General features: G+C 48.7%; 20 protein-coding genes. 13 read left to right on the forward strand and 7 right to left on the reverse strand.

What is annotated here, in order from left to right; all coding sequences use genetic code 11:
• Positions 1–15 precede the first annotated feature (15 nt).
• The 13 genes from GN241_04285 to GN241_04345 all read left to right on the forward strand — a co-directional run bounded on the left by GN241_04285 (position 16) and on the right by GN241_04345 (position 17894).
• Positions 16–714: a flagellar biosynthesis protein FlgJ gene (locus GN241_04285; GenBank protein XAT59174.1), complete on the forward strand. Its 699-nt coding sequence runs from the start codon at positions 16–18 to the stop codon at positions 712–714.
• A 35-nt stretch (positions 715–749) separates the two neighbouring features.
• Positions 750–4832 (forward strand): flagellar hook-basal body complex protein, encoded by a 4083-nt coding sequence (locus GN241_04290; protein XAT56645.1) that lies wholly within the window; start codon positions 750–752, stop codon positions 4830–4832.
• A gap of 29 nt (positions 4833–4861) precedes the next feature.
• The gene (locus GN241_04295) at positions 4862–5626 is read left to right on the forward strand and encodes a flagellar hook-basal body complex protein (GenBank protein XAT56646.1); all 765 of its coding nucleotides are present in this window, start codon (positions 4862–4864) and stop codon (positions 5624–5626) included.
• Between the two features lie 146 nt (positions 5627–5772).
• Complete coding sequence (gene flgG, locus GN241_04300; protein XAT56647.1) at positions 5773–6561, forward strand: flagellar basal-body rod protein FlgG; 789 nt, start codon at positions 5773–5775, stop codon at positions 6559–6561.
• Between the two features lie 11 nt (positions 6562–6572).
• On the forward strand, positions 6573–7232 hold the full coding sequence (locus tag GN241_04305; protein XAT56648.1) for a flagellar basal body L-ring protein FlgH: 660 nt from the start codon (positions 6573–6575) through the stop codon (positions 7230–7232).
• Between the two features lie 12 nt (positions 7233–7244).
• Positions 7245–8369, forward strand: coding sequence for a flagellar basal body P-ring protein FlgI (flgI, locus tag GN241_04310; GenBank protein ID XAT56649.1), 1125 nt, complete (start codon positions 7245–7247; stop codon positions 8367–8369).
• An 8-nt stretch (positions 8370–8377) separates the two neighbouring features.
• Entirely contained in the window at positions 8378–8671 is a 294-nt protein-coding gene (locus GN241_04315) for a hypothetical protein (protein ID XAT56650.1), read from the forward strand.
• A gap of 14 nt (positions 8672–8685) precedes the next feature.
• Complete coding sequence (gene flgK / locus GN241_04320) at positions 8686–12993, forward strand: flagellar hook-associated protein FlgK (GenBank protein XAT56651.1); 4308 nt, start codon at positions 8686–8688, stop codon at positions 12991–12993.
• 7 nt (positions 12994–13000) lie between these two features.
• On the forward strand, positions 13001–14689 hold the full coding sequence (flgL, locus tag GN241_04325) for a flagellar hook-associated protein 3 (GenBank protein XAT56652.1): 1689 nt from the start codon (positions 13001–13003) through the stop codon (positions 14687–14689).
• A gap of 55 nt (positions 14690–14744) precedes the next feature.
• Complete coding sequence (locus tag GN241_04330; GenBank protein ID XAT56653.1) at positions 14745–15512, forward strand: transglycosylase SLT domain-containing protein; 768 nt, start codon at positions 14745–14747, stop codon at positions 15510–15512.
• A gap of 91 nt (positions 15513–15603) precedes the next feature.
• Positions 15604–16368, forward strand: coding sequence for a flagellar hook-basal body complex protein (locus GN241_04335; protein ID XAT56654.1), 765 nt, complete (start codon positions 15604–15606; stop codon positions 16366–16368).
• 63 nt (positions 16369–16431) lie between these two features.
• Positions 16432–17181 carry a hypothetical protein gene (locus tag GN241_04340; GenBank protein XAT56655.1) on the forward strand — a complete coding sequence of 250 codons (750 nt, stop codon included), beginning with the start codon at positions 16432–16434 and terminating at the stop codon, positions 17179–17181.
• A gap of 20 nt (positions 17182–17201) precedes the next feature.
• Positions 17202–17894: a sigma-70 family RNA polymerase sigma factor gene (locus tag GN241_04345; GenBank protein ID XAT56656.1), complete on the forward strand. Its 693-nt coding sequence runs from the start codon at positions 17202–17204 to the stop codon at positions 17892–17894.
• Positions 17895–17983: 89 nt separating this feature from the next.
• Here GN241_04345 and GN241_04350 read toward each other — a convergent pair whose 3' ends face one another.
• From GN241_04350 to GN241_04380, 7 genes are read right to left on the reverse strand one after another with little or no spacing between them, the layout of a single operon-like run.
• Complete coding sequence (locus GN241_04350; GenBank protein XAT56657.1) at positions 17984–18856, reverse strand: sugar kinase; 873 nt, start codon at positions 18854–18856, stop codon at positions 17984–17986.
• Complete coding sequence (locus GN241_04355) at positions 18853–19749, reverse strand: EamA family transporter (protein XAT56658.1); 897 nt, start codon at positions 19747–19749, stop codon at positions 18853–18855. Before GN241_04355 ends, GN241_04350 begins: the two co-directional genes overlap by 4 nt.
• A gap of 2 nt (positions 19750–19751) precedes the next feature.
• Complete coding sequence (locus GN241_04360) at positions 19752–20639, reverse strand: NAD-binding protein (protein ID XAT56659.1); 888 nt, start codon at positions 20637–20639, stop codon at positions 19752–19754.
• A 13-nt stretch (positions 20640–20652) separates the two neighbouring features.
• Entirely contained in the window at positions 20653–21540 is an 888-nt protein-coding gene (locus tag GN241_04365) for a phytanoyl-CoA dioxygenase family protein (GenBank protein XAT56660.1), read from the reverse strand.
• A gap of 46 nt (positions 21541–21586) precedes the next feature.
• Positions 21587–22585: a gfo/Idh/MocA family oxidoreductase gene (locus tag GN241_04370; protein XAT56661.1), complete on the reverse strand. Its 999-nt coding sequence runs from the start codon at positions 22583–22585 to the stop codon at positions 21587–21589.
• Positions 22582–24090, reverse strand: coding sequence for an altronate dehydratase (locus GN241_04375; GenBank protein XAT56662.1), 1509 nt, complete (start codon positions 24088–24090; stop codon positions 22582–22584). Before GN241_04375 ends, GN241_04370 begins: the two co-directional genes overlap by 4 nt.
• 9 nt (positions 24091–24099) lie before the next feature.
• Positions 24100–25047 carry a phytanoyl-CoA dioxygenase gene (locus GN241_04380; GenBank protein XAT56663.1) on the reverse strand — a complete coding sequence of 316 codons (948 nt, stop codon included), beginning with the start codon at positions 25045–25047 and terminating at the stop codon, positions 24100–24102.
• Positions 25048–25061: the final 14 nt, after the last annotated feature.

Below are 25061 nucleotides of genomic sequence, written 5' to 3' on the forward strand. Positions count from 1 at the left end.
GCTGGAGTGTAAATGATGGAAATCGGCAATAACCCAAGCGCGCAAACGCAAAAAGAGATCCTCGACAAGCTGGGCATTAAGAGCGCTAGCGATGTTGTAAACGAATCCAGTGATAAATTGGGGCAAGAAGATTTTCTGACCCTGATGACAGCCCAATTGCAAAATCAGGATCCAATGGCTCCAATGGATAATGGCGATTTCATCGCGCAGATGGCTCAGTTCTCGACCGTGACTGGTATTGAGGAAATGGCCAGCTCGATGAAAGCCATGGCCGCAGAGGTTCAACAACTTCGCGTTGCCTCGATTTCGAACGTGATGGGCCATTCGGTTTTGGTGCCCGGTGACATGGCCTCAGCCGATGCAAATGGCGAATTACACGGGGTGTTCGAGCTGGATAAAACCGCGGTTGATACGCGGGTGAATTTTTATGACGCTGCCACCAATGAATTGCTTGAAGAGCAAACAATGGGACCACAAGCTTCTGGAATGATTGGCTTCCAATGGACCGACCTGCCGCAAGCCTATCGGGATGGCAATAAAAACATCCGTGTGGATGTGATGGTGAATTATGGCGAAGGCATGGAAAGCCTACAGCCAAACCTATTCGCCAAAGTGATTGGGGCCGAGCTGAACAAAGACACCGGCGCCACCAATCTTGAATTAGAGAATAATCAAACCATCGATGCCGCAAATGTTCTGCGGTATCGGATGTAATCGAAGACGTTACCAGGGTTAAGGGAGACTAACAGATGTCGTTTTATACCGCACTTACCGGATTGAATGGATCGCAGGCTGATATTGCCGCTACCTCAAACAACATTGCGAACGTCGGAACCACCGGCTTTAAGCGAAGCCGGGCTGAATTTGGGGATATCTTCGCGACGTCTCCATTGCAGAACTCTTCTTCATCGATTGGTTCTGGCTCGATCTTGAAAGGTGTTAAACAACAGTTTACCCAAGGTAACATTGCCGCGTCATTAAACGCGCTTGACTTGGCGATTTCTGGCCAGGGGTTCTTTGCGTTGAAACCCTCGTTAACATCAAGCCAGGTGGTTTATACCCGAAACGGTTCTTTTAACGTGGATAACAACCGAAACGTTGTTGATTCAACAGGGCAGTTCTTGCTGACCTATCCGGTGAACGAAGATGGATCTGTGACATCGAAAACCATCAATGACGCGGTGCCCTTGCAATTGCCGGTGACCTCGGGTGAACCAAAAGCGACAAGTAACATTGATCTCGCGATCAACTTGCCTGCGGATGCACCAGTGATTACCGACAATCCAAAATTTGCCGATGGATATCAATTTAGCAGCTCCGACCCTGAAAGCTTCACAAACTCAACCTCGCTGACCATCTTTGATGATTTGGGTAACCCCACGATTGCGACCGTATATTTCATCAAAACGCAAGCTGCCACGGCGGATGATCCGACCAACAAATATGATACGCGCCTGGTGATCGATGAAACCGTGATCAACCCCGATCTGGTGGCTTCGGTGAACGATAACAATGAGCAAATTTACATTGATCGATTTGGGAATGAAACAACTGTGGCGAACATCCCTGATGATAACTACTTTTCGGAAGGAAAAGGTTCGGCCCTCTATCGTAAAGATGATCTAAACGAAAGCATTCCATCCCAGCCTGCAAAATTAACTGGGTCTCAAACCAGCTTCGATTTTGGCGAAGAAGGGAACAAGCTTATTCAGATCACCAATGACCCGATGATGTTCAACGCAACCCGAGAGGCTGGAAACGCGGACAGTTCTATTTTTTGGGGAAAAGACTTTCTGTTAGTCAATGTTGATGATGGCGATGTTCCCGTCAGCATCGATTTGCGCCCAGGATTTTACAATGCGACGCAGCTTGCAGCAGAAGTGCAGCGTGCTATCAATGATGCCTATGGCGACGATAATAAACTTCAAGTTCGTTCAAACGTTGATGATACTTTAACCGTTGATTTCTATACATTAAATACTGGAGACGGCACGCTGAGCGGTTTGTCGACCCCTGTGTCTGTAGATTTGCTGTCTGCATCATATGTAACGGAACAAGTTGGAATTGATACGAGCGGTTCGTCTCCTGACTTTACAAGAGAAGAGTTTCTTGCCCACGCTCAGGTTCGTGTTATCGATACAATGAATGATTATGTTATTAATGGCACCGGAGATTTGGGCGTCAACGCGAACCTATTTACAAGGTCAAGCGGCGCGCAAATGGACACAGTATACGAGAAAACAGACGTCATAACGTTTGATTATGCTAGCGAGTCACCTTCTGCTGAAAGGCATTTAGCCTATTCATATTATGATAAAAAACCTGATCTTGCTGTTTTCGATAACAAAGACGCAGTAGAAACAGGTGGTACGATTGTGTATGATTCATCTAACAACTTGCTAACCATTGATGTAGATGACACCAGTAATTTTACTGTCGGAGAAGTGGTGCGTTTAGCTGGGAATTTTGAAAATCAAAATTCCATCATCAACGGCCGCGACCTTACGATTTTGAGCATCGACAGTAATAATTCGATCACGATCAACACGACTGGTGAGGGTTTTCCCGATGGGGGTTTCACACTTACCCAGGGTACTGCCACATCAGGAGATACATTTTTAGAAGCCTATATTCTGAGTGATGAGTCTTCTGACGTTGAAGCGTTTTTTGAAGGCGAAAGTTTGAACCCCCAAGGGGCTGTAAATAGTTATAATAATAAGAAAATAGTACTGCGAGAAACAAGCGATGCAACCCATGGTTACAAACATAATCATGCAGATGTAGGCGCGATAAACGTTTCAGGTACCAATGCACTCTCGGCTTCTACAGAATATTACGTCACTTCAGTTGGGACTTCTGACTTTTCGACCATAACCAGCACAAGCTCATTTCAAGCCGATGGCAATGATGGAAGTACGACACTTGGAACCATCTTTACTACGGATTCAAATGTGACAACCCTTGCTGGCACTGGACGTGTCAAGCCAACTATTTCTTCGACGACCGATTCATCCGATAACGTTGTTGCAGGTAAGACTTATAAGGTAGTGTCTGGCACTATAACGCACAATAATATTGATTATGCTGCCGGAAGCACATTCACTGCTGTAAATACCGCTACCAAGTCCACATCCGGAACCGCGAAATTCATTTCACATGATGAAGTTTTCTCTGGTTTGTCTTCCGAAAGCCTGGGCGGTTCCTCCTCTCTGGCGAGTCTCGGTTTGGACGCTGGTAATTTTTCAAATGCAACCGTTTGGGTTGATGAGAAAAATCCACCTATCAAGGTAAGCTATGATGCTGTGAATCAGCGCTTCCAGTTTGGTGTAAACCACACGGCGATTGGACCAGGAACTGATTCAAACTTCCGGGCCTTTAAAGTCTATGGTGCATCTGATGCGGATGGAACAAACAATCTCGGTATCCCAGCTTCAGATTCTTCTCCACAAACCGAAATCAGTTCGACGGCGGTGATTTCTGCTGAATCTTTCGTAGCCGATGGTGGCGAGATGCAGATTAACGCCAAAAGATTTGGTGCAAGTGTTGCCTATAACAGTGACACTAAAACATTTACTTTCCTGAGTGGTACAACAGGAGAAACAATTTCTGCAGATGGCGCTCTCGGAGTGAATACTGACCAAAATGCCTCAAATATTCAGGTTGGGCGATATGCTATAAGCGAAACTGACGGCAGTGTTGTGAACGCCAGTTTTGATACGGCTACCAGATATATGGGTACCGGAGATAATGGCCTGATGGGGGTCGGAGCCAGTAAAAACGATACGGTTTTTGAAACAGCCCGAGGATTGGCTTCGGATCCGGCGCGGGCGATCGGAGCTCCAGCGACAGAGCCCCTTAACGAAATCTTTAACTTATCATCTGCTGGTAACGCGAATGTTTTCAACGTGTCTGTAAATGGTATTAGCGGTATTATCGAAGTCCCCTCAGGAAATTATGTTGGCTCGACCCTTGCAGCAGAATTGCAAACGAGAATTAACCAGATTTCTGATACCGAGACAGGCGAAGTTGTAGGTGGTGTTACTGTAAAGTATCAAGCGGATACAAACAATTTTGTTTTCACGACGGGCACAACGGGTGATCAATCTACGATCAAGGTTAAAGGGGCTGCAAAATTGGGCCTAGATGATGTGCCTTTGGGTGTTGGTTCGGTTCCCACAATTGTAAACTTAGTGCAAGCAACCAATGATGCAGGTGTGCCGCTTTATGTGAACGCGGCAGGCGAAATCGTGGAAACACCACCCGATAACTTGGTGACCGATTACTATCCTCTTTATATCGATGAAGGCGAATTAACCTTTGATAAAACCGGTCAAATAATCAGCCCGCTGAACCGTGTTCATTACGAACAACAGGCGGCCGGTTTCTCAATCTCGCTAGATGTGGATTACAGTGCTTCAACGCAGCTTTCACAGCCCTTTGCTGTGAACAACCTTGAGCAGGATGGTTTTACCTCTGGTAGATTGGATGGTTTGGATATTGACGCGACCGGTTTGTTGCGCGCCAACTATACCAACGGTGAAAACCGACCCTTGGGTAAAATCGTTCTTGCGAATTTCAACAACCAAAACGGTTTGAAACAGGTTGGGAACGCGACCTTTGTTGAAACGGCCACCTCTGGTACGCCGACCTTCGGGGAAGCGGGTGCAGAAGGTTTTGGCGCTATTCAATCAGGTTCTTTGGAACGCTCAAACGTGGATATTACCGAAGAGCTGGTGAACTTGATCACAGCGCAACGAAACTTCCAAGCTTCGTCAAAAGCGATTGAAACCTCGACCCAGCTGACGCAGGCGATCATTAATATTCGTTCGTAAGGCTAAGGTGGGCATAGCAGGGGTCTGATATGGATCGGATGATATATACAGCGTTGAATTCTCTTTCGAATTCACGCTTTGACCAAAGGGTAAACGCGCAAAACCTGGCAAATTTAAACGTGCCAGGTTTCAAAAAAGATCTGTCAACTGTGCGCGCAAGTACCTTTTTGGCCAATATGGACCAATATCAAAGCCGATATTTCGCTCAGGCCAGCCAGGAAACGTTGTTTTCGTCGCAAAACGGCGCAATCCAACGCACGGATGAGCGGATGGATTTTGCCATTCGTGATCAAGGGTATTTTTTTATCGAACCGAAAAACGGTGCTGATATCGCGTTATCAAGGCGCGGTGATTTCGCCATAACCGCAGATCGGTTTTTGACCGATGGTGCCGGCAACTACATGCTCGATAATAATATGAATAAGATCAACGTGCCGCAAAATCGCGATTTGATCATTGACGAGTCGGGCGTTGTTTTGATCGAGCCGCTTGATGCACCAGACGGAACGCGGCAACAAATTGCGATCTTAGGGACGACATTGGCCGAAGACGCGCAATTGGTAAAATCGATAGATGGCTATATTCGCCCGTATAATAAAAATGAAATGCCGGTTGCGGATCAGCGCGCCGAAGTTGCGCAAGGTTTTTTGGAAGGCAGCAACGCAACAGCCTTAGACGCGCTTTTGGCAAATATTGAGGGCCAGCGATATTTTGAGCTGAACGTCAAGTTTATCAAAGAAGCTAAGAACCTAGACGAAGCAACCACGCGCATTATGCGCCTTCCGGGCACTTAAGAAAGCTGTTCTGCAGGGCAAGCCTATAGTTTAGCGCCGCCTATGCCTGTTTGAAAGTTAACGCTTCGATTAATTTCAATAAACGCCGCCTATTTCAAATCTTGGCACATCATTTGCATCACTGGTTGCAAAAGAGAGGTGCCAAAATGTCTTCTTCAGCAATGTATGTCGCGAAAACCGGTTTGACCGCGCAGCAAACTCGGATGCAAGTGATTTCAAACAATCTTGCCAACGTGAATACTGTTGGTTTTAAAAGTGACCGGGTGAATTTTGAAAGCTTGCTTTATCAAATATCACGCTCTGGCGGTGATCAAACCTCTGAAGATACGGCGCTGACATCTTCCTTGGCGCTTGGCACGGGTGTGCGTGCGGTCAGCACCGAGAAAAAATTCTCTCAGGGCAGTATGATTACCACAGATAACGCTTTGGATGTGGCCGTTGATGGCGACGGGTTCTTTCAAATTCTTATGCCTGATGGGAATATTGGATATACGCGTAACGGTACTTTTTCGCGAAACGCAGATGGTTTGATGACCACATCCAGTGGCTATGTGCTGCAACCTCAAATCACTATCCCTTCTGGATCTTCGCAAATCAATATTTCGCAAGATGGGCTGGTTACCGCTTTATTGGCTGGTGAGGCAGTGCCTAGCGAATTGGGCCAAATTACTTTGGCAGGTTTTGCCAATCCGCGTGGCTTGAAAGCTTTGGGTGAAAACTTTTTGGTCGAAACGGCAGCCAGCGGCGCGCCCGCAATCGGAGTTCCCTTCACGGAAGGCCGCGGTAAACTGGTGCAGGGGTCGTTGGAAAGTTCGAATGTGAATGTTGTGCAGCAATTGGTCGAGATGATTGAAACGCAGCGCGCTTATGAGGTGAGTTCAAAGTCGATCACCGCAGCGGATGAGATGATGAAATATATCTCAAATAATCTATAGGCTGACATAAAATGCGCATCATCACTCTTTTTTCGGTTCTGTTTTGCATCAGTTTGTCGGCATGTTCGACCTATGTTGAAGAATTGGCCAGCGATGAGTTCGCGCCGGTGTTTCCAGAAGAAACCGAAACCGCTCAGGTGGCTGATGGAGCGATTTTTGATGGCAATGCGCAGGGCTTATTTGCCTCGGAACGCAAAGCCTCAAAAGTTGGCGATATCCTTACCATTTCATTGAATGAAAGCTTTCAGGCCACCAAATCGCAATCTGCGACGAGCGGCAAAGATGACAGCTTCGGTGTCACATTGCCAAAAGGCATATTCCCCAATGCTGCATCAGCAGATTACGGGTTGGGCACCACGCAAGCCTTTACAGGCTCCGGGTCGGCCTCTCAGTCCAATGCTGTAACGGGATTGGTATCGGCCTCGGTCGTGCGGCTGTACCAAAATGGAAATCTGGAAATTTTGGGCCAGAAAAAGCTGACGCTGAATAATGGCGATGAGTATGTGCGCGTTAAGGGGATTGTCCGACCGCAAGATATTGGCAACGGAAATATCGTGAACTCTAACCGCCTTGCCAATGCCGAAATAACCTATATTGGCGCGGGCGAATTGGCGGATACGTCTAAAAAGGGCTGGCTTTCAAAGGTCTTCAGCGTCGTTTCACCAATTTAAGTAGGATAAACAATGAGACTTTTGGTTAATTTTGCATTCTGCTTTTGGCTTTCAGGACTGGCCAGCCTAGCCTATGCGGACCGTATAAAAGATTTGGCCAATTTGGCCGGGGTGCGCAACAATCAATTGGTTGGATATGGTTTGGTTGTCGGTTTATCGGGAACGGGCGATGCCAATTTGGGGATCACCTTGCAATCTATGCAGGCCATGCTGTCGCGTTTTGGCATGTCAACGGACACTTCTGGTTTGTCGGGGGCTAACGCAGCGGCGGTGATGGTAACGGCCGATTTGGCTCCGTTTATCAAACCTGGACAAACGCTTGATGTCACCGTTTCGGCGCTGGGCGCATCAGAATCGTTGCGAGGTGGAACGCTTTTGATGACACCGCTTTTGGGTGCAGATGGGCAAACATACGCGATTGCGCAGGGAAATCTGGCTGTCGGGGGGTTGGGCGTTGCTGCGGCCGATGGATCATCATTAACCGTTAATATTCCCACGGTTGGCCGGGTTCCCCAGGGGGCGACTGTTGAAAAAATGGTCGAGACACCTTTCTTGGAAAACGAGTTTTTGATTTTAAACCTTCACCGCAGTGATTTTTCAACCGCCAGCGCGGTGTCACGCGCGGTGGATGATATTTTTGGGCAGGGAACGGCCGTTCCGATTGATGGCTCCTCCATTCGCGTGCAAGCGCCAGCGGATCCGACGCAGCGTGTATCTTTTGTTAGCCTGCTTGAAAACGTTGAAGTGGAACCTGCCAGACCGCCCGCGCAGGTGATTGTAAACTCTCGAACGGGTACAATCATCATCAATGGGAATGTGCGTGTAACGCCGGCTGCTATCACCCATGGCAGCTTGACCGTGCGCGTGACCGAAGATCCAAACGTGCAAACCCAGACCAATGTGATTGCCAATGATGCAGGCGTTGTGGCCACGCCGGCCGCGCCCATTGTGACCCCGGATAGTGCTGTAGATGCAGAAGAAAAAATGGCCAAAGCCTTTGTGTTTGATCCGGGTATTCAGCTGACAGATATCGTCGATGCGATCAATGCCGTTGGCGCAACGCCGTCTGATTTGGTGGCCATATTGGAAGCGTTGAAGGTTTCTGGCGCGCTTCGCGCGCAGTTGATTATTATTTAGGAAACACGATGGTGGATGAAGTCAGAGCATTTGTTTCGCACAGCGCCAGGGCAGAGCCCTCGGCGCTTGAGCGTATTGACCGCAGATCCTCTTTGGAAGAGGTCGCGCAACAATTTGAAGCGATTTTTGTCAACGAATTGATGAAAACCAGCCGGGCAGCGAAATTGTCGGACGATATTCTAAGCAACTCTGGAACGCAGCCGTTCTTAGAGATGATGGATCAAGAGTTTTCGCAAACAATTTCAAAACGTAACAGTCTGGGAATTGCTGAGGCGCTTGTTCAACAGTTCGAACGCAAGTAACGGGGTAGAGTTGGTTGGCAAGCTTATTTGACATAGGCAAATCGGCAGTTCAGGCGCAACGGCAAGCGCTGAATGTGACCGGTCAAAACATCGCGAATGTGAATACGGAAGGGTATCGCAAGCGCAGTGCTGATTTGACCGAGGTTTCAGGCAGTCAAAGTGAGCTTACCTCGATCACTTCTCAAATCGGTTTGGGCGTTAACTTGGGCGAGGTGCGCCGCGCCTATAATGTTTTTTTAGCCTCAAGCTCCAATTCATCGGAAAGCCGGTTCCAATCGTCACAAACCTTTGTGGAGTCTATGGAACGGTTGGAAAATGCCATTTTGCCCGGCGAGGGTGATTTATCCTCGCAGATTACTGAATTTTTCCGCACCCTATCGGATGTTGAGGCAAGCCCCGGTGATTTGGCGCCGCGCGCCGCGGCCATCGAGCGAGGCAATGGCTTGGCCAACGCCTTTAACGTAACAGCTTTTGTTTTACGGGATTTAGAAACTCAGATTTCCGGTACGATTGATCAAGAAGTGAACGAGGTGAACCGGCTTGTGGAATCGTTGGCGTCTGTGAATGGTAAATTACGGTCCTCGAATTTAGGGGCTTCACCACCGAATGCCCTGATGGATGAGCGCGATCGCTTAATTTCAGAAATTTCTCAAAAGGTGAGGATAACGGTCAATTATAGCCCACGGTTTGATGTCAATATAAGATTAGGAGAGCATTCTACTGGGCCGGTGCTGTTGGAGGGAGAAACCTCCTATAAGATCCAGCCAATACAGGGCGATGAGAATGGCGTGAGTTATAAGATCGGCACCTCACGGGTTGTGAAAACGCTTGATGATGGCGGGCTCAAAGGGCTGTCGACCGCCTTATCCGTAATTCAAGATACGCATTCTCAAGTGGATGCTCTTGCTGATCGTTTGGTCAGAGAGCTTAATTCGGCCCATGGCAATGGTATTGATTATGACGGTGAATTTGGGCGTTCGATGTTTACAGCGCGGCAATTTGACGTAGCGCCTGATCTGAAAAACAGCCAAGATCTTGATATTAGCGTGCTGACGGTGCCAGGACAGGTTGACTTGGTTGAAAATGCGACCTTTCGTTTTGATGAGCGTTCGGGTTTTTGGACAGCTTATGGTCAAAACAATGATGTGATGGGAACCGGGCGCTCGCAAATTGATTTAGATGGCGTGATTGTCAAGGTTGGGAACCCAGCTCAGGATGGTGATAGTTTTCGGCTTACAAAAGCAGATGGTGAAGCGGACCGACTCTCTTTTTTATTAACCGATGGACGACAAATCGCTGCGGCATCAAATTTTGTTATAACACCAAATAGCGCCAATGCGGGCGCAGCCATAATGTCCAGCTCAGCGATCGAAATGAAAGCGCCACCGCTTGCCTCGCTTACGGATGTGACAAATAATTCTCTTTCTCCGGTTTCGTACTCAGAATTTTTAAATGGCGGTGCTGTCGCCTATATACCCGCCGGGATTAAAAATTTAGAGCTGGCATCGTTTGGACAAGACCCGTCTTTGACCTTGAATTTTAACGAATTAAGAGAATTAAACAGTTTTTCTTTTGTTCTCAGCGGCAATAGTTATGAAGCCTCAATCTCGGATGAATTGCGCGAAAATTTGCGGGATAAGGCACATCTGGCGGAATATCTGAACAAAGGCTTTTTAACGTTCACCACACCGAATGAGGCAGGTATAGCATTAGAGGATGTGAATTCGGTAAGCCTGCGGGATCTTGGTTTATTTGCCTCAGGGTTTGAGGGTGGTTTAAAGCTTACGGGCAACACTGCCTTTACCTCCGGGCAGGTCAAAGTTGAAGTTGATGGTCAAATCAGTGAGACAAATGCGGTTGTAAAAGCAGCTGAAACGGCTTCCGGCTTCCGGGTGTTCACACGTGAAGGGCGGCAGGTCGCCGGCGTCCCATTGTCAATCAGTGAGGCCCATATTTTTCTTACTGAAACCAACGGTTTTGCGTCAGAGGCTGAATATCGTGCCGATTACTTAAACCCAACAGATGGGGTCGGGTATCGCGGTGCCAAGATCAATAACATGCTGCCGGGTGGCTATTCAACGGTTGAAAGCGCCGCCAGTATTCTGACCGGTGGATCCTTGGGGTCTTTGATCCAGCAGGGAACAATTTTCAACCCAATCTCTGCGCAAACGTTAACGTTCGAAACCACCACTATGAGCGCGTCTGGATTGGGAACTGACACGGCAGACGGTGTTGTAAATGTCGATATTGCCGTGGATTCCGGCGTCAATATGAAAACCATCGCTGATGATATCAATATCAAATTAGAAGCTTTTGGGTTTGTCGCAGAAGCGAAAACCTATGCGTCTTTAAGGCTCGATGATAGCGCTTCAATTTCTGGAGATATCTCTTTTGAACTTTCGTCTGGAAATTCAAGCCCGGTTTCAATTTCTGGTGTTTTCGGGGAGTCAAATTTGTCTCCTTTGGTGGCTAAGATTAATCAACGAAGCGAACAAACGGGAATCACCGCTGAAGTTTCGCAGGATGGCTCTCGCATCGTATTGGTGCAATCCGATGGGTTAGATATTTCTATCACAAATCCGGAGGGTGAACTGTTAACGGTGAATTCGCTTGACCAGAACTTTTCTGAACTTTCAAGTGAAACCGCTTTAAACGCGGATACTAAAATTGTCGGGTCGTTAAGCTTACGTTCGCCGCGCGCTTTCAAGGTGACATCAAGCCTTGATGCTGCTGTGACTGCCAACTCGCAAACACTGTCGAAAGAAGAGGGAGGTGTTCGTGTTGACTTGACCGCAGGGGGATCGATCAGCGATATATCGATTGAAGTTGACCCCGATATTCTAGTGCCGCAAGTCAGTCCAGATGGGCTGCGCTTAGCAGCCTCCAACACAAGCTTTACACTATCTGCCCGTTTGAACGGATCGGAAACTGCAACTGAATTCTCTGTAAATACAAACGCATTGATCGACGTTTCACTCGCCTCTATTTCCGAAACTTTAGTGTCTGATTTAAGATCTACGGCTGGTCTGCCATCTTTAACCGGGGCGGCTTTATCCACATTGCCCAGCGAGGGCAGCCAAGTGTCTGTTTTGGTTGGGGCGTCTCAATATGATGTTCAGTATGTCGCAGGAGAGTTTGTGGTGAGCGGGCCGGAGGCGGGTCGGGTGTTTGCTGAAATCCAAACCGGCGATGACGGAAATGATTACTTTTCTATTAATGTTGCAGACGGGGTTCTAAATGGCACCAGTTTGCAATTGCTTGATGGTGGGGATTTAACCGAGTTCGGATTGGCGAGTACGGAAACAACTGTTGTCGCGGATTTAAAAGGAATTAGCTTTAGCGGCCTTACGGAATTGGCCGATGGGGAGACGAAAACTTTCGATGTGATGGTTGGAGAAACTGAAGTGCAGATTTCTGTCAGCCGCAGCGGCGACGTTTTATCTATCTCTTCCAACAATTCATTGGTTACGCCGTCGATTACAACGGAAGCAAACGCACACAATATTACGTTAGAAATGGCCTATTATGATAACGCAGAGGTAAAACAAGGCCCAATGCGCATCAAGCCCAGTACAAATGCCGCTGCGTTTGGGTTTCGCGCGGCGGATTTCTCTGTAGAACAAACCGAAACAGGGCTTCAAACAGTGTCGATGAACGGCAATCCATCGGGTGTAACGCTCGAGGTAGGAAATTTGCCAGGGCAAGTGCTGTCGATGAGCGGATTACCCAATGAGGATTTTATCGTTTTACTCGATTCCGAAGGCGCCAAGCGGCTGGCCTCAAGCTTTGAGATGAGCACCGAAGAGGATGCAAAAGCGCAGAAAGATTACCGGGTTAAAGTGGTTGATGCTGACGCAGGGCGCGTTGAGTTGATTGATGTCGAAACGGGAACGTCAATGGCAACCCGTTTCACCAATGGTGTCGTCGAGTTTGAAGCCGATAATTACCGATTTGAATTGGCCGGCTTTGGATCGACGGATGATCATTTTGACATCGCGTTGAACCGATCAAATGCTGGGGATGCGCGTAATATGGTCGCGATGATTGCGCTGAGCAGATCCTCGGCTGAGCGCAGTAGTTTTCAAGATGATTTCCGACAGATTGCTTTGGCTGTCGGATCTCAGCTGGAATCGGGACGTTTGCTGAATATCTCTGCCACCGCGATCCGCGATGCGGCTATTGCGACCGAGGATGAATTGGCAGGCGTTAATCTGGATGAAGAAGCTGGAAAACTTATGGAGCAGCAGCAGGCTTATAAGGCAGCAGCCCAAATTCTGCAAACTGCGCGCGATCTATTTGATACAATTATTGGCATAATGTGAGGGTAATATGACTATTTCAAGTAAACTATTCGCCACGCAAATGCTGGATCAATTCAAGGTGATTGAAAATAGATTGCAATCGCTAAACACCCAGATTTCAACCGGATCACGGATCACAAAATCTTCTGATGCCCCGATCGATGCAGTAACGCTGACCGCGCGAAGTGAACTACAATCGCGTATTGAACAATATCAGTCAAATGTTGAGAAAGTAAACGAGCGCTTGGGTTTGGCGGATGCTACATTGGAAACAATGGGCAATTTGGTAACCCGGATGAACGAAAAATTTATCGCCACCAATACCGCCACGGTGACCGATGCTGAGCGTCAGGCGGTACGTCTCGAAGTGTTAACGTTTAAAGAAAGTTTACTGGGATTGGCGAACTCGGTAGATAATAATGGCGACGCGCTTTACGGCGGATTTTCAACCGAGGAATCGCCTTTTGTGCAAAACGAAGACGGCCAGACGCGCTATCGCGGCGATGGTGGTGACCACACATTGCAAGTGTCGGAAAGCGTTAAACTGCCGACGAGTTTGAATGGCAGCTCTTTATTCATGGAAGTGAAGGATGGAACCGGCACCAAAAGCAGCTTTGACATCTTAGATAGTTTTGCAAATGCATTGCTAACAGACAGCCAGTTTGAACAATCTTACTCGGCAAATTCCGCAGATACCGCGCAGTCTATCTCCTATGATCTGACAAATAGCTCTATGGTTGGGATGTTTGATTTTGATACGGGTGAGTCTCAGCAAAACCTTGCTGCATCAACGGGAATACATTCAGGTGATTTTACGTTTACGATCAATGACACGCCGACAACGATCACGATCACTGCTGGCAGTAATGACACTTTGCAGGGGTTGATTGATGAAATAAATGCAATCAGCAATGTGACTGCCAATTTGGTTCAAAAAGACAGCGGGTTAACGTTGCAAATAACATCAACAGCTGGTGCAGAAAATGCTTTTTCAATCTCTAGCAGCGATGAGGAATTAGTTGTTTTGCAGACCGGCGTACCTGCCAGCAGCAGTACCAGCGCGCAATTAACGGTTGTCTCGGAAGCCGCAGATGCCGTCTCTGGCGCGATGAAATTACGCATCACTGCCTCTCGAGAACCCCAGAATTGGTCGATGGTTCTGACCGGACCCGAGGGCAGTGCCACGGTAAGCGCAGACATAAACTCTGACTCTTTTACCGCGCTTGTTGATGCGATAAATGCAAGCGGAACGGGATTGACAGCAACGGATAATGGTGATGGCACTCTGAGCCTGTCAAAAACCGATCCATCTTCCGAAGTGGATGTTGTTTTGGAAGATATTTCCATTGAAGGTTATAATTTGGCACAAAAAGAGCCGCGTTATTATATCGATGTTCTGAATGAGGATGATGAGGTTGCTGTCAAATTAAGTGATCAAAACCAGGCCTTGTCGCGCCAAGGTACAGCCATTCAAGCCTTGCTTGAACATTTTGCGTTGTCGCGCACCATTGTGGGCGCCAGGATCAACAATGCCAATGCGCAAAACACCGTTTTGCAGGATCGCAGCATCTCAATTCAAACAGAAATTTCTGATCTACGCGATGCAGATATTGAGACGCTGATCACCGAGTTGCAAACTATCATGGTTACCCGCGATGCGGCGCGGCAAACCTATTCAACGATTAATTCGCAATCGCTATTTGATTTTCTAAAATAAGGTAGATCTGAAAACTTGGTCCGGTAATTGCAACTCTTTTGCGAAAGGAGCTGCAATGTTGAAGTTGATCCGCGCAGGTTGTGTAAGCCTAATAGTGTTTTTCATGCCCCAATCGCTTTATGCAGCGTTTGAGGACAGCTCTATTTGCGATGAAAGCATCGCCCTTGCGGCGCAAGAGAGCACGGTTCCTCGAGCTGTGCTGATGAAAATCGCGCGCCTAGAGTCGGGCCGCAAGGTCAATAAAAAATTTGTGAGCTGGCCATGGACTTTAAACAATGGCGGCAAAGGGTATTTTCTGAACAGCAAAGCAGATGCTCTAGACTTGCTTACAAAATTATCAAATTCCGGCAAGACGAATGTGGATGTGGGCTGCATGCAATTGAATATTAAATGGCATGCGAAATATTTTAACAATTTTTCAGAAATGTTAAGCCCTGAGCATAACACTCTTTATGCCGCCAAATATTTAGAGCAGCTCTATAAAGAAACCGGATCTTGGATGAAGGCCGTGAAATATTACCATTCGCGTAATCCAAAATATAACGAGCGTTATTATGCGAAGTTTTCGACACTTCCCAATTTTGATACTATTGCGATGATCCGCACAAAGCCTTCGCGGCGCCCCATGCTCATCCCACCCCCAGCGCCGGAACGAGCGCCCAAGATGCCCAGCGTATTTGGCGCCGCGCAGGCGAAGTCAGTTTTGTTTTGGACAGCGCCGCAGGGCCCTTTAGTGCTGACAGCTCAGCTTGATTTATCGCAACCTGCTTTCACCGATCTCAGAAAATTCACTGGCAAGCCTTTATTGGTGGCTGGCCAATAAAGATTGATCCTCATTAAAGGGCTGATTTTTCACACCGATCACTTTGGCATGAAATATGCAAACTATTGTTTAAAATTTAAAAGGTTGTGTCATGCTGAATATCATAAAATCTGCGTTAAGCGTTTCGAGCCATAAATTGAACGTGGTCTCAAACAATATCGCGAATACCGGGTCTACCGGTTTTAAACGCAGCGAAGCGACATTCCGGGATGTTTATTTGGCCAGCGCCGGCGCGTCCGGCCCGAATGTTGGCCAAGGTTCGATGGTGGCGGTAAATCGCGTGTCCCATAACCCTGCTGAATTGAAACAAACCGGTGTTTCAACGGATATGGCGGTAAATGGCCATGGAATGTTCATGCTTGGCTCGGTTGAGGGCACCGACCAGGTGACGTTTACGCGCAACGGATCTTTCCAGATTAACGAGACGGGTTTGTTATCTGCCAATGATGGCAGCCCTGTATTAACTAAAAACCTTGAACAGATTTACATTCCCTTTCAAAACAATGGAATTCCGCTTTCTGGATTGGAAATCAACCCAGAGGGTGATGTGCTGGCAACATACGGGGTTGCTATGCCATTGAATCTCGGGCGCATCGGACTGGCAAATTTTGATAATCCAGCAGCCCTGCGACAGCTTGGAAATGGGCGGTATTTGGCGACAGAAGAGGCCAGTTTATTTGGCGCGTTTGACCCTAAGAATGGTGGGGTGGGCAGCGTGATTTCAGGTCATTTAGAAGTGTCAAACGTTGATCTCACCAATGAGCTAGTCGGATTGATCAATGCGCAACAGGCCTTCACGGCCGCCTCAAAAGCATTGCAGGCCGATAGTGATATGGTGTCTCGCTTCACGCGTTAACCCAAAAATAAGACAGAGGATAAACCTCTGAAGGCAGACGATTAAGGCAAGAAGGCAGAGTTGATGTTCGAAAATATCCATATTTTTAGCGGTAAAAAAAATATCTATAAACCAACGGTATTTTCGCAAAATCTGGTTGAACATCTTGAGCAGTTTTTTGGAACTGCGCATTTGGCGCCTATGGATATCATGCGGCGTCTAGACGAACCCGTTCGCAGCGCGCCTGCATTGGCCTCCGCGCAAGATAGCCATAGATCCGCACAAATCGAGTATCAACGCCCTGGCGCCTGTACAAGCAAAACCCTAAAGCGCTATCAAGCCCTACCATCGCCAAATGCGCGTGAATTGCGCAGATTGTCAGCTCGATCGCAGTGGGGCAAACCGGACCAATCAGATTTTGTGGTATTTGACCATTCTTTGATGGATGCGCATCCTTGTGATCTACGATTTGGGGCAAAGGATCGCTGTGCTTTATTATTGCAACACGAGGCCAGCGCAGCCGCTGAAATTGAGGCCTTTTGCACATTGGCGCAGAATTGTGATGTGATGCCCGATTTGGGCATTATCGTAAATTTTGGGAATTCTGCGCATCGCGCAGCAGAAATTTATGCATCGCTCGACACCAAGCGCGTGGGTGGGCGTAAGATCGCAACCAAATTTATCGGTTTTGCCCCAGCTTTGCAGGGTGGCTCAAAGTTTCGCTCGCTTGCAACGATGTCGCTGCAAAATATCACCTTCGAGTTATTAAATTTGAAATATAATGCAAATCCGCATATAGTGCCCAAAGAATTATACGCGAGCTCGCTTAATTGAAACAAACAACCTATGCAGAAATGAAATTAGATATAAACAGCATCGTGCGTAGCCATGAGGGTCTGGTGCGGCGCATCGCGTTTAAAATGCATGCAAAAGTTTCAAGCTTTATTGAATTGGATGATTTGTTGCAATCCGGCTTGGAAGGCTTGGTTGATGCGGCGCAAAAATACACCACTGTTGAAGGTTCAAGTTTTGAAAATTATGCGGGCATCCGGATAAAAGGATCAATGCTCGATTTAATTCGCCGATCTGGAAATTTGAACCGTTCGACGGTTCAGGCCAAACAGATGATTGATGGCAAACGCAACGAGTTGGCCGTTTCATTGGGGCGCACCGCGAAGGATGAAGAAGTTGCCGCGGCGCTGAACCTATCGATGGAAGAGTTTTACAGTTGGACGAAGCTGTTCGAAGCAAACGTTTCTGAAAGCCTCAGTCAGGCATATGATGAGTATTCAATGGTGTTTGCCGCGCCAACGATTGAACCTGAACGCTTATTAGACAGTCAAAATTTGCGCGTCGAATTGGTAAATGCCCTAAAGATGCTTTCAAAACAGCAAAGCATGGTGATGCAGCTCTATTATGTAGAAGATCTTAACACATATGAGATCGCCGCCGTTTTGGATTTATCACCGGGCCGGGTGTCTCAAATCAAATCAGAAGCATTTAAAGCGCTGCAGTCAAAGCTTCAAAACTATTCGGATCTTGATTAAACCACTGCTGCGCCCGTGCTGAGCTTAGGTTTGTTTTGGCCCGCGCGGGCAGTCAGGCTTAGCATATTGTAGATCGCTTCTTGCGCCGCTTAAGCCTCAATAATAGCGCCATGCACCTGCACAACCTGCGCCGCGCAAGCATGGCCTTTTTGCAAAGCCCTCTCTTGGTTTTCACCGCTGAGCTTCGCCCCCAAATACGCGCCATTAAAGCTGTCGCCTGCAGCCGTTGTATCCACCACAATCGGACTGGCCGGGTAGCGGGTTGCCGAGACCGCCTCCCCCAAGGATAAGGGGCCTTTTTCTCCGCGTTTTAGTGCCCCAAGGCTGCCATAAGCTGCGAAGCGTTTTTGTACGGTTTCAAAGTTTTCTTGAAACAGTTCCATTTCGTCATCCAGCGAGGGTAAGGCCAGATCACTTATCTCCCAAAAGCTATTTATCGTCTTACGTGCCTCTTGCGCATCACTCCAAAGCGCGGGGCGGTAATTGCTGTCAAAGGCAAAGAGCGCATCGCTGGTCTTTAGGAAATTAAGCAGCTCGTGACGGATATCTGAGGGCAGGATTGCCAGCGTAATTCCCGAGAGATAAAGCGCATCATAGCCATTCAAGGCCGAAAAATCTGCGCCATTGGCCGTTTGAAACAGCTCCCTTGCTGCAGATTGCGCGCGCCAATAGGTAAAGGCCCGCTCTCCGCTGGCCGAGGTTGAAATCGCATAAAGGCCCGGATGCCGCTTTTGCGATGTTTCAATCGCTTCTATGCCGATATTTTGCGCGGCGATAAATGTCTTGATTTGGGTTGAAAAAGGATCGGCTCCAAGGCGCGTGACATAATCAACTTGCAGCTTTGGTGCGGCTCTTTTTAAGTATATTGCGGTATTTAATGTATCGCCTGCCACGCCAATGCTTGGAATGCTGCCGCGAAAGGACAGCTCGATCATGGCTTCACCTATACAGGCAATTTTCATTGCGTTTCCTCTTTTAATTTTGCGCGTTTCCAGATGATCAAACCCGAGATGACAACGATAGATGCGCCGATCAAGGTCCATCGATCGGGGAATTCTGCGAAAACGATATAGCTTTCTATGGTGAGAAAGATCATGAAACTATAGGTATAGGGCATCAAGGTATTGGCGGGGGCCAGCCCATGCGCGCGTGTAAGCAAACCATGCCCGGCCCAAGCCCAAACCCCAAGCACGCACATCAACACCCATTCGAATAAAGAGCTTGGAGTTGCCCAGTCTAAAAAAGCTAAGGGCAGTAAACTGAAGGTGCCCAATGCCCCCATGTAAAATTGCATGGTTTCCGCGGCAACGAGGCCAGAGAGGCGGCGGGTGATGATCGAATAAAGCGCGAGCGCCACGGCGTTATAACAAGTGAGCAAAGCCGCCCAGTGAAAGCTTTCTCCCAAAGGGCGGATGACGAGTAGAACGCCGCTAAAGCCTAAGATAATCGCAAACCAGCGCCACGGGCCAACGCGCTCACCCAAGAGCGGCCAAGAGAGAAGGCAAACGATTATTGGTGCTGAAAACATGATCGCCGACACCACGGTTAAAGACAGATACCGTAAAACGATAAAATTCAGCGCCGTTGCGCTGACCAATAAGAAGCCTCGAAACAACACCAACCCCAAATGTGGGGTTGCAAATCTACTCAGGCTGACGCCGCCCCAAGCGATGGTGCTTAGGCTGATAACGAAATGCGAGGCATAGCGCATAAAGGCCAGTTGAAAGGACCCAAGCCCGGCATAGAGCAGCCATTTTACCGAGGTATCCACCAATGAAAAAAGGAAATAGGTCACCAGCATCATAAGAATGCCCAGGCTGGGATTATCCCTGTTTGCCATTGCGGTCAGCGCCATAGCTAACGGGCGAACCGATCGGCATAAAAATCAACCATTTGACTGACCATTTGTTCGCCGCGGCCCTCGGCAACGGCCGTCTCCAAGGCGGAAAGGGCGCCTTGCGACATTACGCTGTCAACGCCTGCTGACTGCGCCATTTGGGTGTAATATCCTACATCTTTGGCAGCATTCTTTATTGAAAACGCCAATTGGTTGGGATCCTTTTCAATAGCATAGGCTTTGACAAAATCCATCATACCGCTGTGCAATGGCCCTGCCGACATGGCAGAATATAGTTTATCACGATCAAGGCCCAACTGGTCGGCCATGGCAAACGCTTCTGCCATGGCGTTGGCCACCGTCATCCCGAAAAAATTATTCATCAATTTGATGGAATGGCCATCTCCTAGATTTCCAAGATGGAACACATTTTCGGCAAGGCTTTTTAAGACGGGTTGCGCCTTCTCAAACGCAGCTTTATCGCCCGCTGCCATAATGTTCAATTGGCCGGTCAGGGCATGCTGCGGCGTGCGCCCGAGAGGCGCATCTAAATAATAGCCCCCCGCCGCTGCCACCTCTTGGCCCAAGGCCCGCGTACTGGCTGGTAGTGACGTGCCAAAATCAATCACAATCGCACCTTTTTGCAGGCCAGCAATAACGCCATCGGGGCCACGCATTCTGGCTTCGACGCTGGCGCTTGTATCCATACAGAGCAGAATGATATCGCTGGTTTGTGCAAGCGCGTATGCGGTTTCAACCTCATGGGCACCGCGCGCGATTGCGGCCTCAATATTCGGCCTAGATTTATTGGCGCAGACGCTCACTTGATAATCCAAGTCTTGCAATCTGCTGACCATCGCAGATCCCATCAGGCCAAGGCCTATGAACCCAATATTTTCATGTGGCATCTTTATTTCTTTCTTATTTTATCACGTCAAACGCGCGTTTTTTTAAGCCTTTTTGAATTTCGTATATTGAAATTGGCACATCGGGCTGGGGTTGCGGGATGCGCACGGGAATATCTTTCAGCCGCGGATTCAGGGTTGGGGTGCCGCAAAGCATACGGGTGTTGTAATCTTCAATCCCATCCCAGCGCGTCATCGATCCCATCAGGGGGAACGCATCTGCAGCCATCATTTCGTAAAATAGGATGCGCCGGGCCCGCTCTGATGTGTTCAGCGCGGATCCATGCACGATCCGGCCATGATGAATTGAGATGGAGCCGGCCGGCCCCGTCAGAGGCACAGCATCATTGGGGTTCAAACCGTTATCTTCGGGCAGCATTGCACCGGCAAATACACCCTCAACATGATGATCATAAACAGGCCCTTTTTGGCTGCCCGGATAGACCATCAAGGGCCCATTTTCGATTTCCATATCGTCAATTATAACCCCAATGGCTAAAATATCATCATTTGTATGGGGGTAAAACGCATAATCCTGATGCCATTCCACAGCCGCGCCATATCCGGCGGATTTCATATTCAGCTTGCTGGTGTGCAGGCGCAAATTCGGTCCGATCAAATCTCTTGCTGGGCCCAAAATATGATCGGACAGCATCAGTTCATGAAAAATTGTGCTGATCATATGCGGCAGCTTAATCCGGCGTAGACGTGGCGCGGCGCGGGTATGGCTGTCTTCAAGATCAATCCGGTCATTGCTGTGCTCAAGCTCAGCCGCCTCTTCTTCAAAACGGGATATCTCGGCGTGTATTTTCGCAAGCCAGCCCTTGGGAATTTGATTTTCAATTACCACATATCCGTTCTCTTCGTAAAAGCTTATTTGCTGTGGTGTCAGTTGCTCAGGCATGGGATCAGGCTCCGTTGTGAGGGCTTATTTTTTGGTAATAGCTCGTTCAAATCGGTTTAATTTGTTGGGCCAAAAGGGTTTCCAATTCCAGTGTATTTGCCAATGTTTTGGTTGCATCAAAGACCGAGATCAGCGGTTCGGCCGTGCCGGCCATCACATCCAGAAAGTGTTGCAATTGTTGCTGCAGCGGCACCGCCGTTGCAATTTTCAATTTACGCGGTATCGGCGCTTCTGACCAATCTGCCGCTCCGCCCCATTGGGTCATTGAGGGAAATGAAATCCCGCCTTCTGTTCCCGTAATCCACAGCATATCTTGGCCGCTTGTTGCAATATTGGGATTCTCTCCTGTGCCGGCCTCAAACCCCCATGGGCTGGGGGCGGTATCGGCAAAACTAATGCTTGCTGTCATTCCTGTTTCAAACAAAATAGCCGCTGCGCCGCTTTCCACACGGTTTTGATTACGGATTAGCGAGGATCCAAAGCCGGTTATTTTGGCAATATCGCCAAAAATAAAACGCAGCAGGTCTAAATCATGAACGATATTGATCATCACCGGACTACCTTCGGTGCTACGCCAATTTTGTTCAAAATAAGCATCTGGTTTGCGCATTGCCCAAATCATGCTGGCCGTCACGGCGGTGCCAATTTTTTTGTCTTTAACAAGGGATTTAAGCGCTTGAACGCTGGGATGATAGCGTCGGTGATGTCCCACCAGGCTTGCGATTCCGCTGTCTTGGACCACCTGCGACAATTGTTTGGCTTGCTCTAAACTGGCGGTGACGGGCTTTTCGATTAAAATATCCCAGCTTTTGCGCGCTGCATAGATACCATTCTCGCAGTGCAAATTTGTGGGCGTGGCGATGATTACCCCATCAACGGGGGCTGTGACCTGCGATATGTTCGAAAAATAGGTGGTATTGGCATCTCGATATAGGCTTTGGTTGGGTTCGACCACGCCGACAAGGTTACACCCCGTATGTGCCTTGATTGCTTGGGCGTGCCGCGCGCCGATCAGCCCAGCACCAAGCACCAAAAGCTGCTTCACATTACTGCTCCTATTTGCCAGGGGACAAATTCGTAATCGCCCAGTCCCTGCTGTTCTGATTTGCTGGTTTTGCCGCTGGCAACGTCTAAAAACATCTGATAAATTTCCCGGCCCTTTTCTTCCACAGAACACCCGCCGTTTAAAATACTGCCGGCATCAATATCCATATCCTCGGACATGCGCGCGGCCATTTCCGAATTGGTGGCGATTTTGATCGTTGGGGCTGGTTTGGAGCCAAAGGCCGATCCGCGCCCGGTGGTGAAGCAGACCAGAGTGCAGCCGCCCGCTATTTGTCCCGTAACGCTGGCCGGATCATAGCCGGGGCTGTCCATAAAGGTGAACCCAGACGCAGTGACTGGCTCGGCATATTTATAAACCCCGGTTAGCGGTGTGGTACCGCCTTTGGCGGCCGCGCCAAGCGATTTTTCCAAAATTGTTGTGAGTCCGCCTTTTTTATTTCCGGGGCTGGGGTTGTTATCCATATTGCCTTTGTTGCGAGCGGTATAATCTTCCCACCAGCGGATCAGTTTTATTAGCTTTTCGCCGGTTTCTTGGTTCACCGCCCGCCGCGTGAGCAAATGCTCGGCGCCGTAGATTTCGGGCGTTTCTGCCAAAACGCCGGTGCCGCCTTGGGCAGCGAGCAAATCGCAGGCATATCCCAAAGCGGGATTTGCCGTAATTCCAGACCAGGCATCAGATCCGCCACATTGCAGCGCAACTTTCAAGGCACCAGCAGGGCAGGGGCTGCGGGTATTTTTATTAGCAAGCGGTAGCATGGCGCGCACTTTTTCGATGCCGATCTCAACGGTGCGCTTTAAGCCGGCAACAGATTGAATATTCATTGTTTGAAACAGCGGCCCTTGTTTGAGGCCATAAGCTTCGAGCAACCAATCAAGTTGGTTCATTTCACAGCCCAGCCCGACCATCAGAACCCCAGCGTGGTTCGGGTGGCGCGCATAACCCCACATGACGCGTTGCAAAGCTTCAAACCCGTCGCCATCCCCCGCCATTCCGCAACCGGTGCCATGAACAAACGCGGCCACACCGTCAACATTCGGGTAGTCTGCCAAAACCTCAGGGGTGAATGCGTTTGCGATCATCCGCGCTGCGGTTGCAGAACAATTTACCGAGGTGACGATGGCGATATAATTGCGGGTGCCAATGCTACCATTTTCCCGGCGAAAGCCCATAAAACTGTCTTGTTGCTCTGATGCAATTAGATCAACAGGCCGCAAATCAGTGCTGAACTCATATGAGGCTTCGGTGTTTCTGAAAGACACATTGTGATCATGCACATGCGCGCCGGCAGGGATATCTGTCGAGGCATAGCCGATCAATTGTGCGTATTTTCGGATTTCTCCCCCTAAAGGGATCGCTGCCGTGGCAATTTTATGGCCAGAGGGAATGGGTTGAAGGGTTTTGATCGTTTCAACAATATGCCCTGCAGGTAGGCGGCTCGCCGCTGTAACAACGTTATCTGCAGAATCAAGCCGAATGAAATCCATAATCTACCTTTACGCGCAAAACGGGGCATCCGACTGCCACCGATGGATCGGGATATGCTCCCCTTTTGAAAGTTTTCTGCGGGCTGTTTCCCATAAACCGCGCCATTCTTTCCAATCCTGCAAAACACGTTCGGGCTGGCTTTGACTGTAGGCGATAAAATCTGGAAAATGCGATCGGCCCGTCGGTTGACCGGTTACGTTATAGCGCAGATCGAAGGACCATCTAAAGCCATTTGTATGATTGGGCAAGGAGGCATGCGGTATGAGCGGATGCAGAATAACCAGGCTGCCCGCCTTAACTGGTAAGGCCTTGGCCTCCGCCTCGTTGATCCAGCCATCGGCAATGGCGGTCTGGGTTTTCGGGCAATGGGGAAGCATTTTTTTATGTTTGCCCGGAATAACCTTTAGGCACCCATTGTCTTTGGTGGCATCCGTGATCGCAACCCAAACCGTTATCATATCTGTCTGATCAGCTTCTTCGAGCGCCACGCCGCGATCTTGGTGCCAATCTGTTTTGGTGATATGGGCCCTGATCTCATCCTCTGCCAAGCGCTTGCTGGGCGGTTTGATCCGCACATGCTGAATCGGATTTGACGTGATTTCAGGCCCAATTAGATCTTCAACGATTTTTAAAACCCGTTGATGCGTGATCATAGCAAAGACAGCAGGCCCAAAATGCATGGGCGTATCGGGAAAAATTTGATCCCCTGGCAGGCTGATATCTAGCGGTTGAAACCAATCGCAGCCGGCTTCGTAAGACAGCGCTAGTTTTTGCCAGAAATCTAAGGTTTCGGGCGCAGTTTTTACGCGACCCTCTTTAAACCATTTGTGATACAGCCCTTCTAAGAGCTGCGCATATTCGCTTTGAATATGCGCTAACTCTTCAGAGGTTAGAACATCTGGAACTACCAGATACCCATTTTGCTCAAAGGCGTTTTGTTGCTCCGGGCTCAACATATGCGGCTGCCTTT

It is taken from the genome of Rhodobacteraceae bacterium IMCC1335 (assembly GCA_039640495.1).
Classification (GTDB): domain Bacteria; phylum Pseudomonadota; class Alphaproteobacteria; order Rhodobacterales; family Rhodobacteraceae; genus Thalassovivens.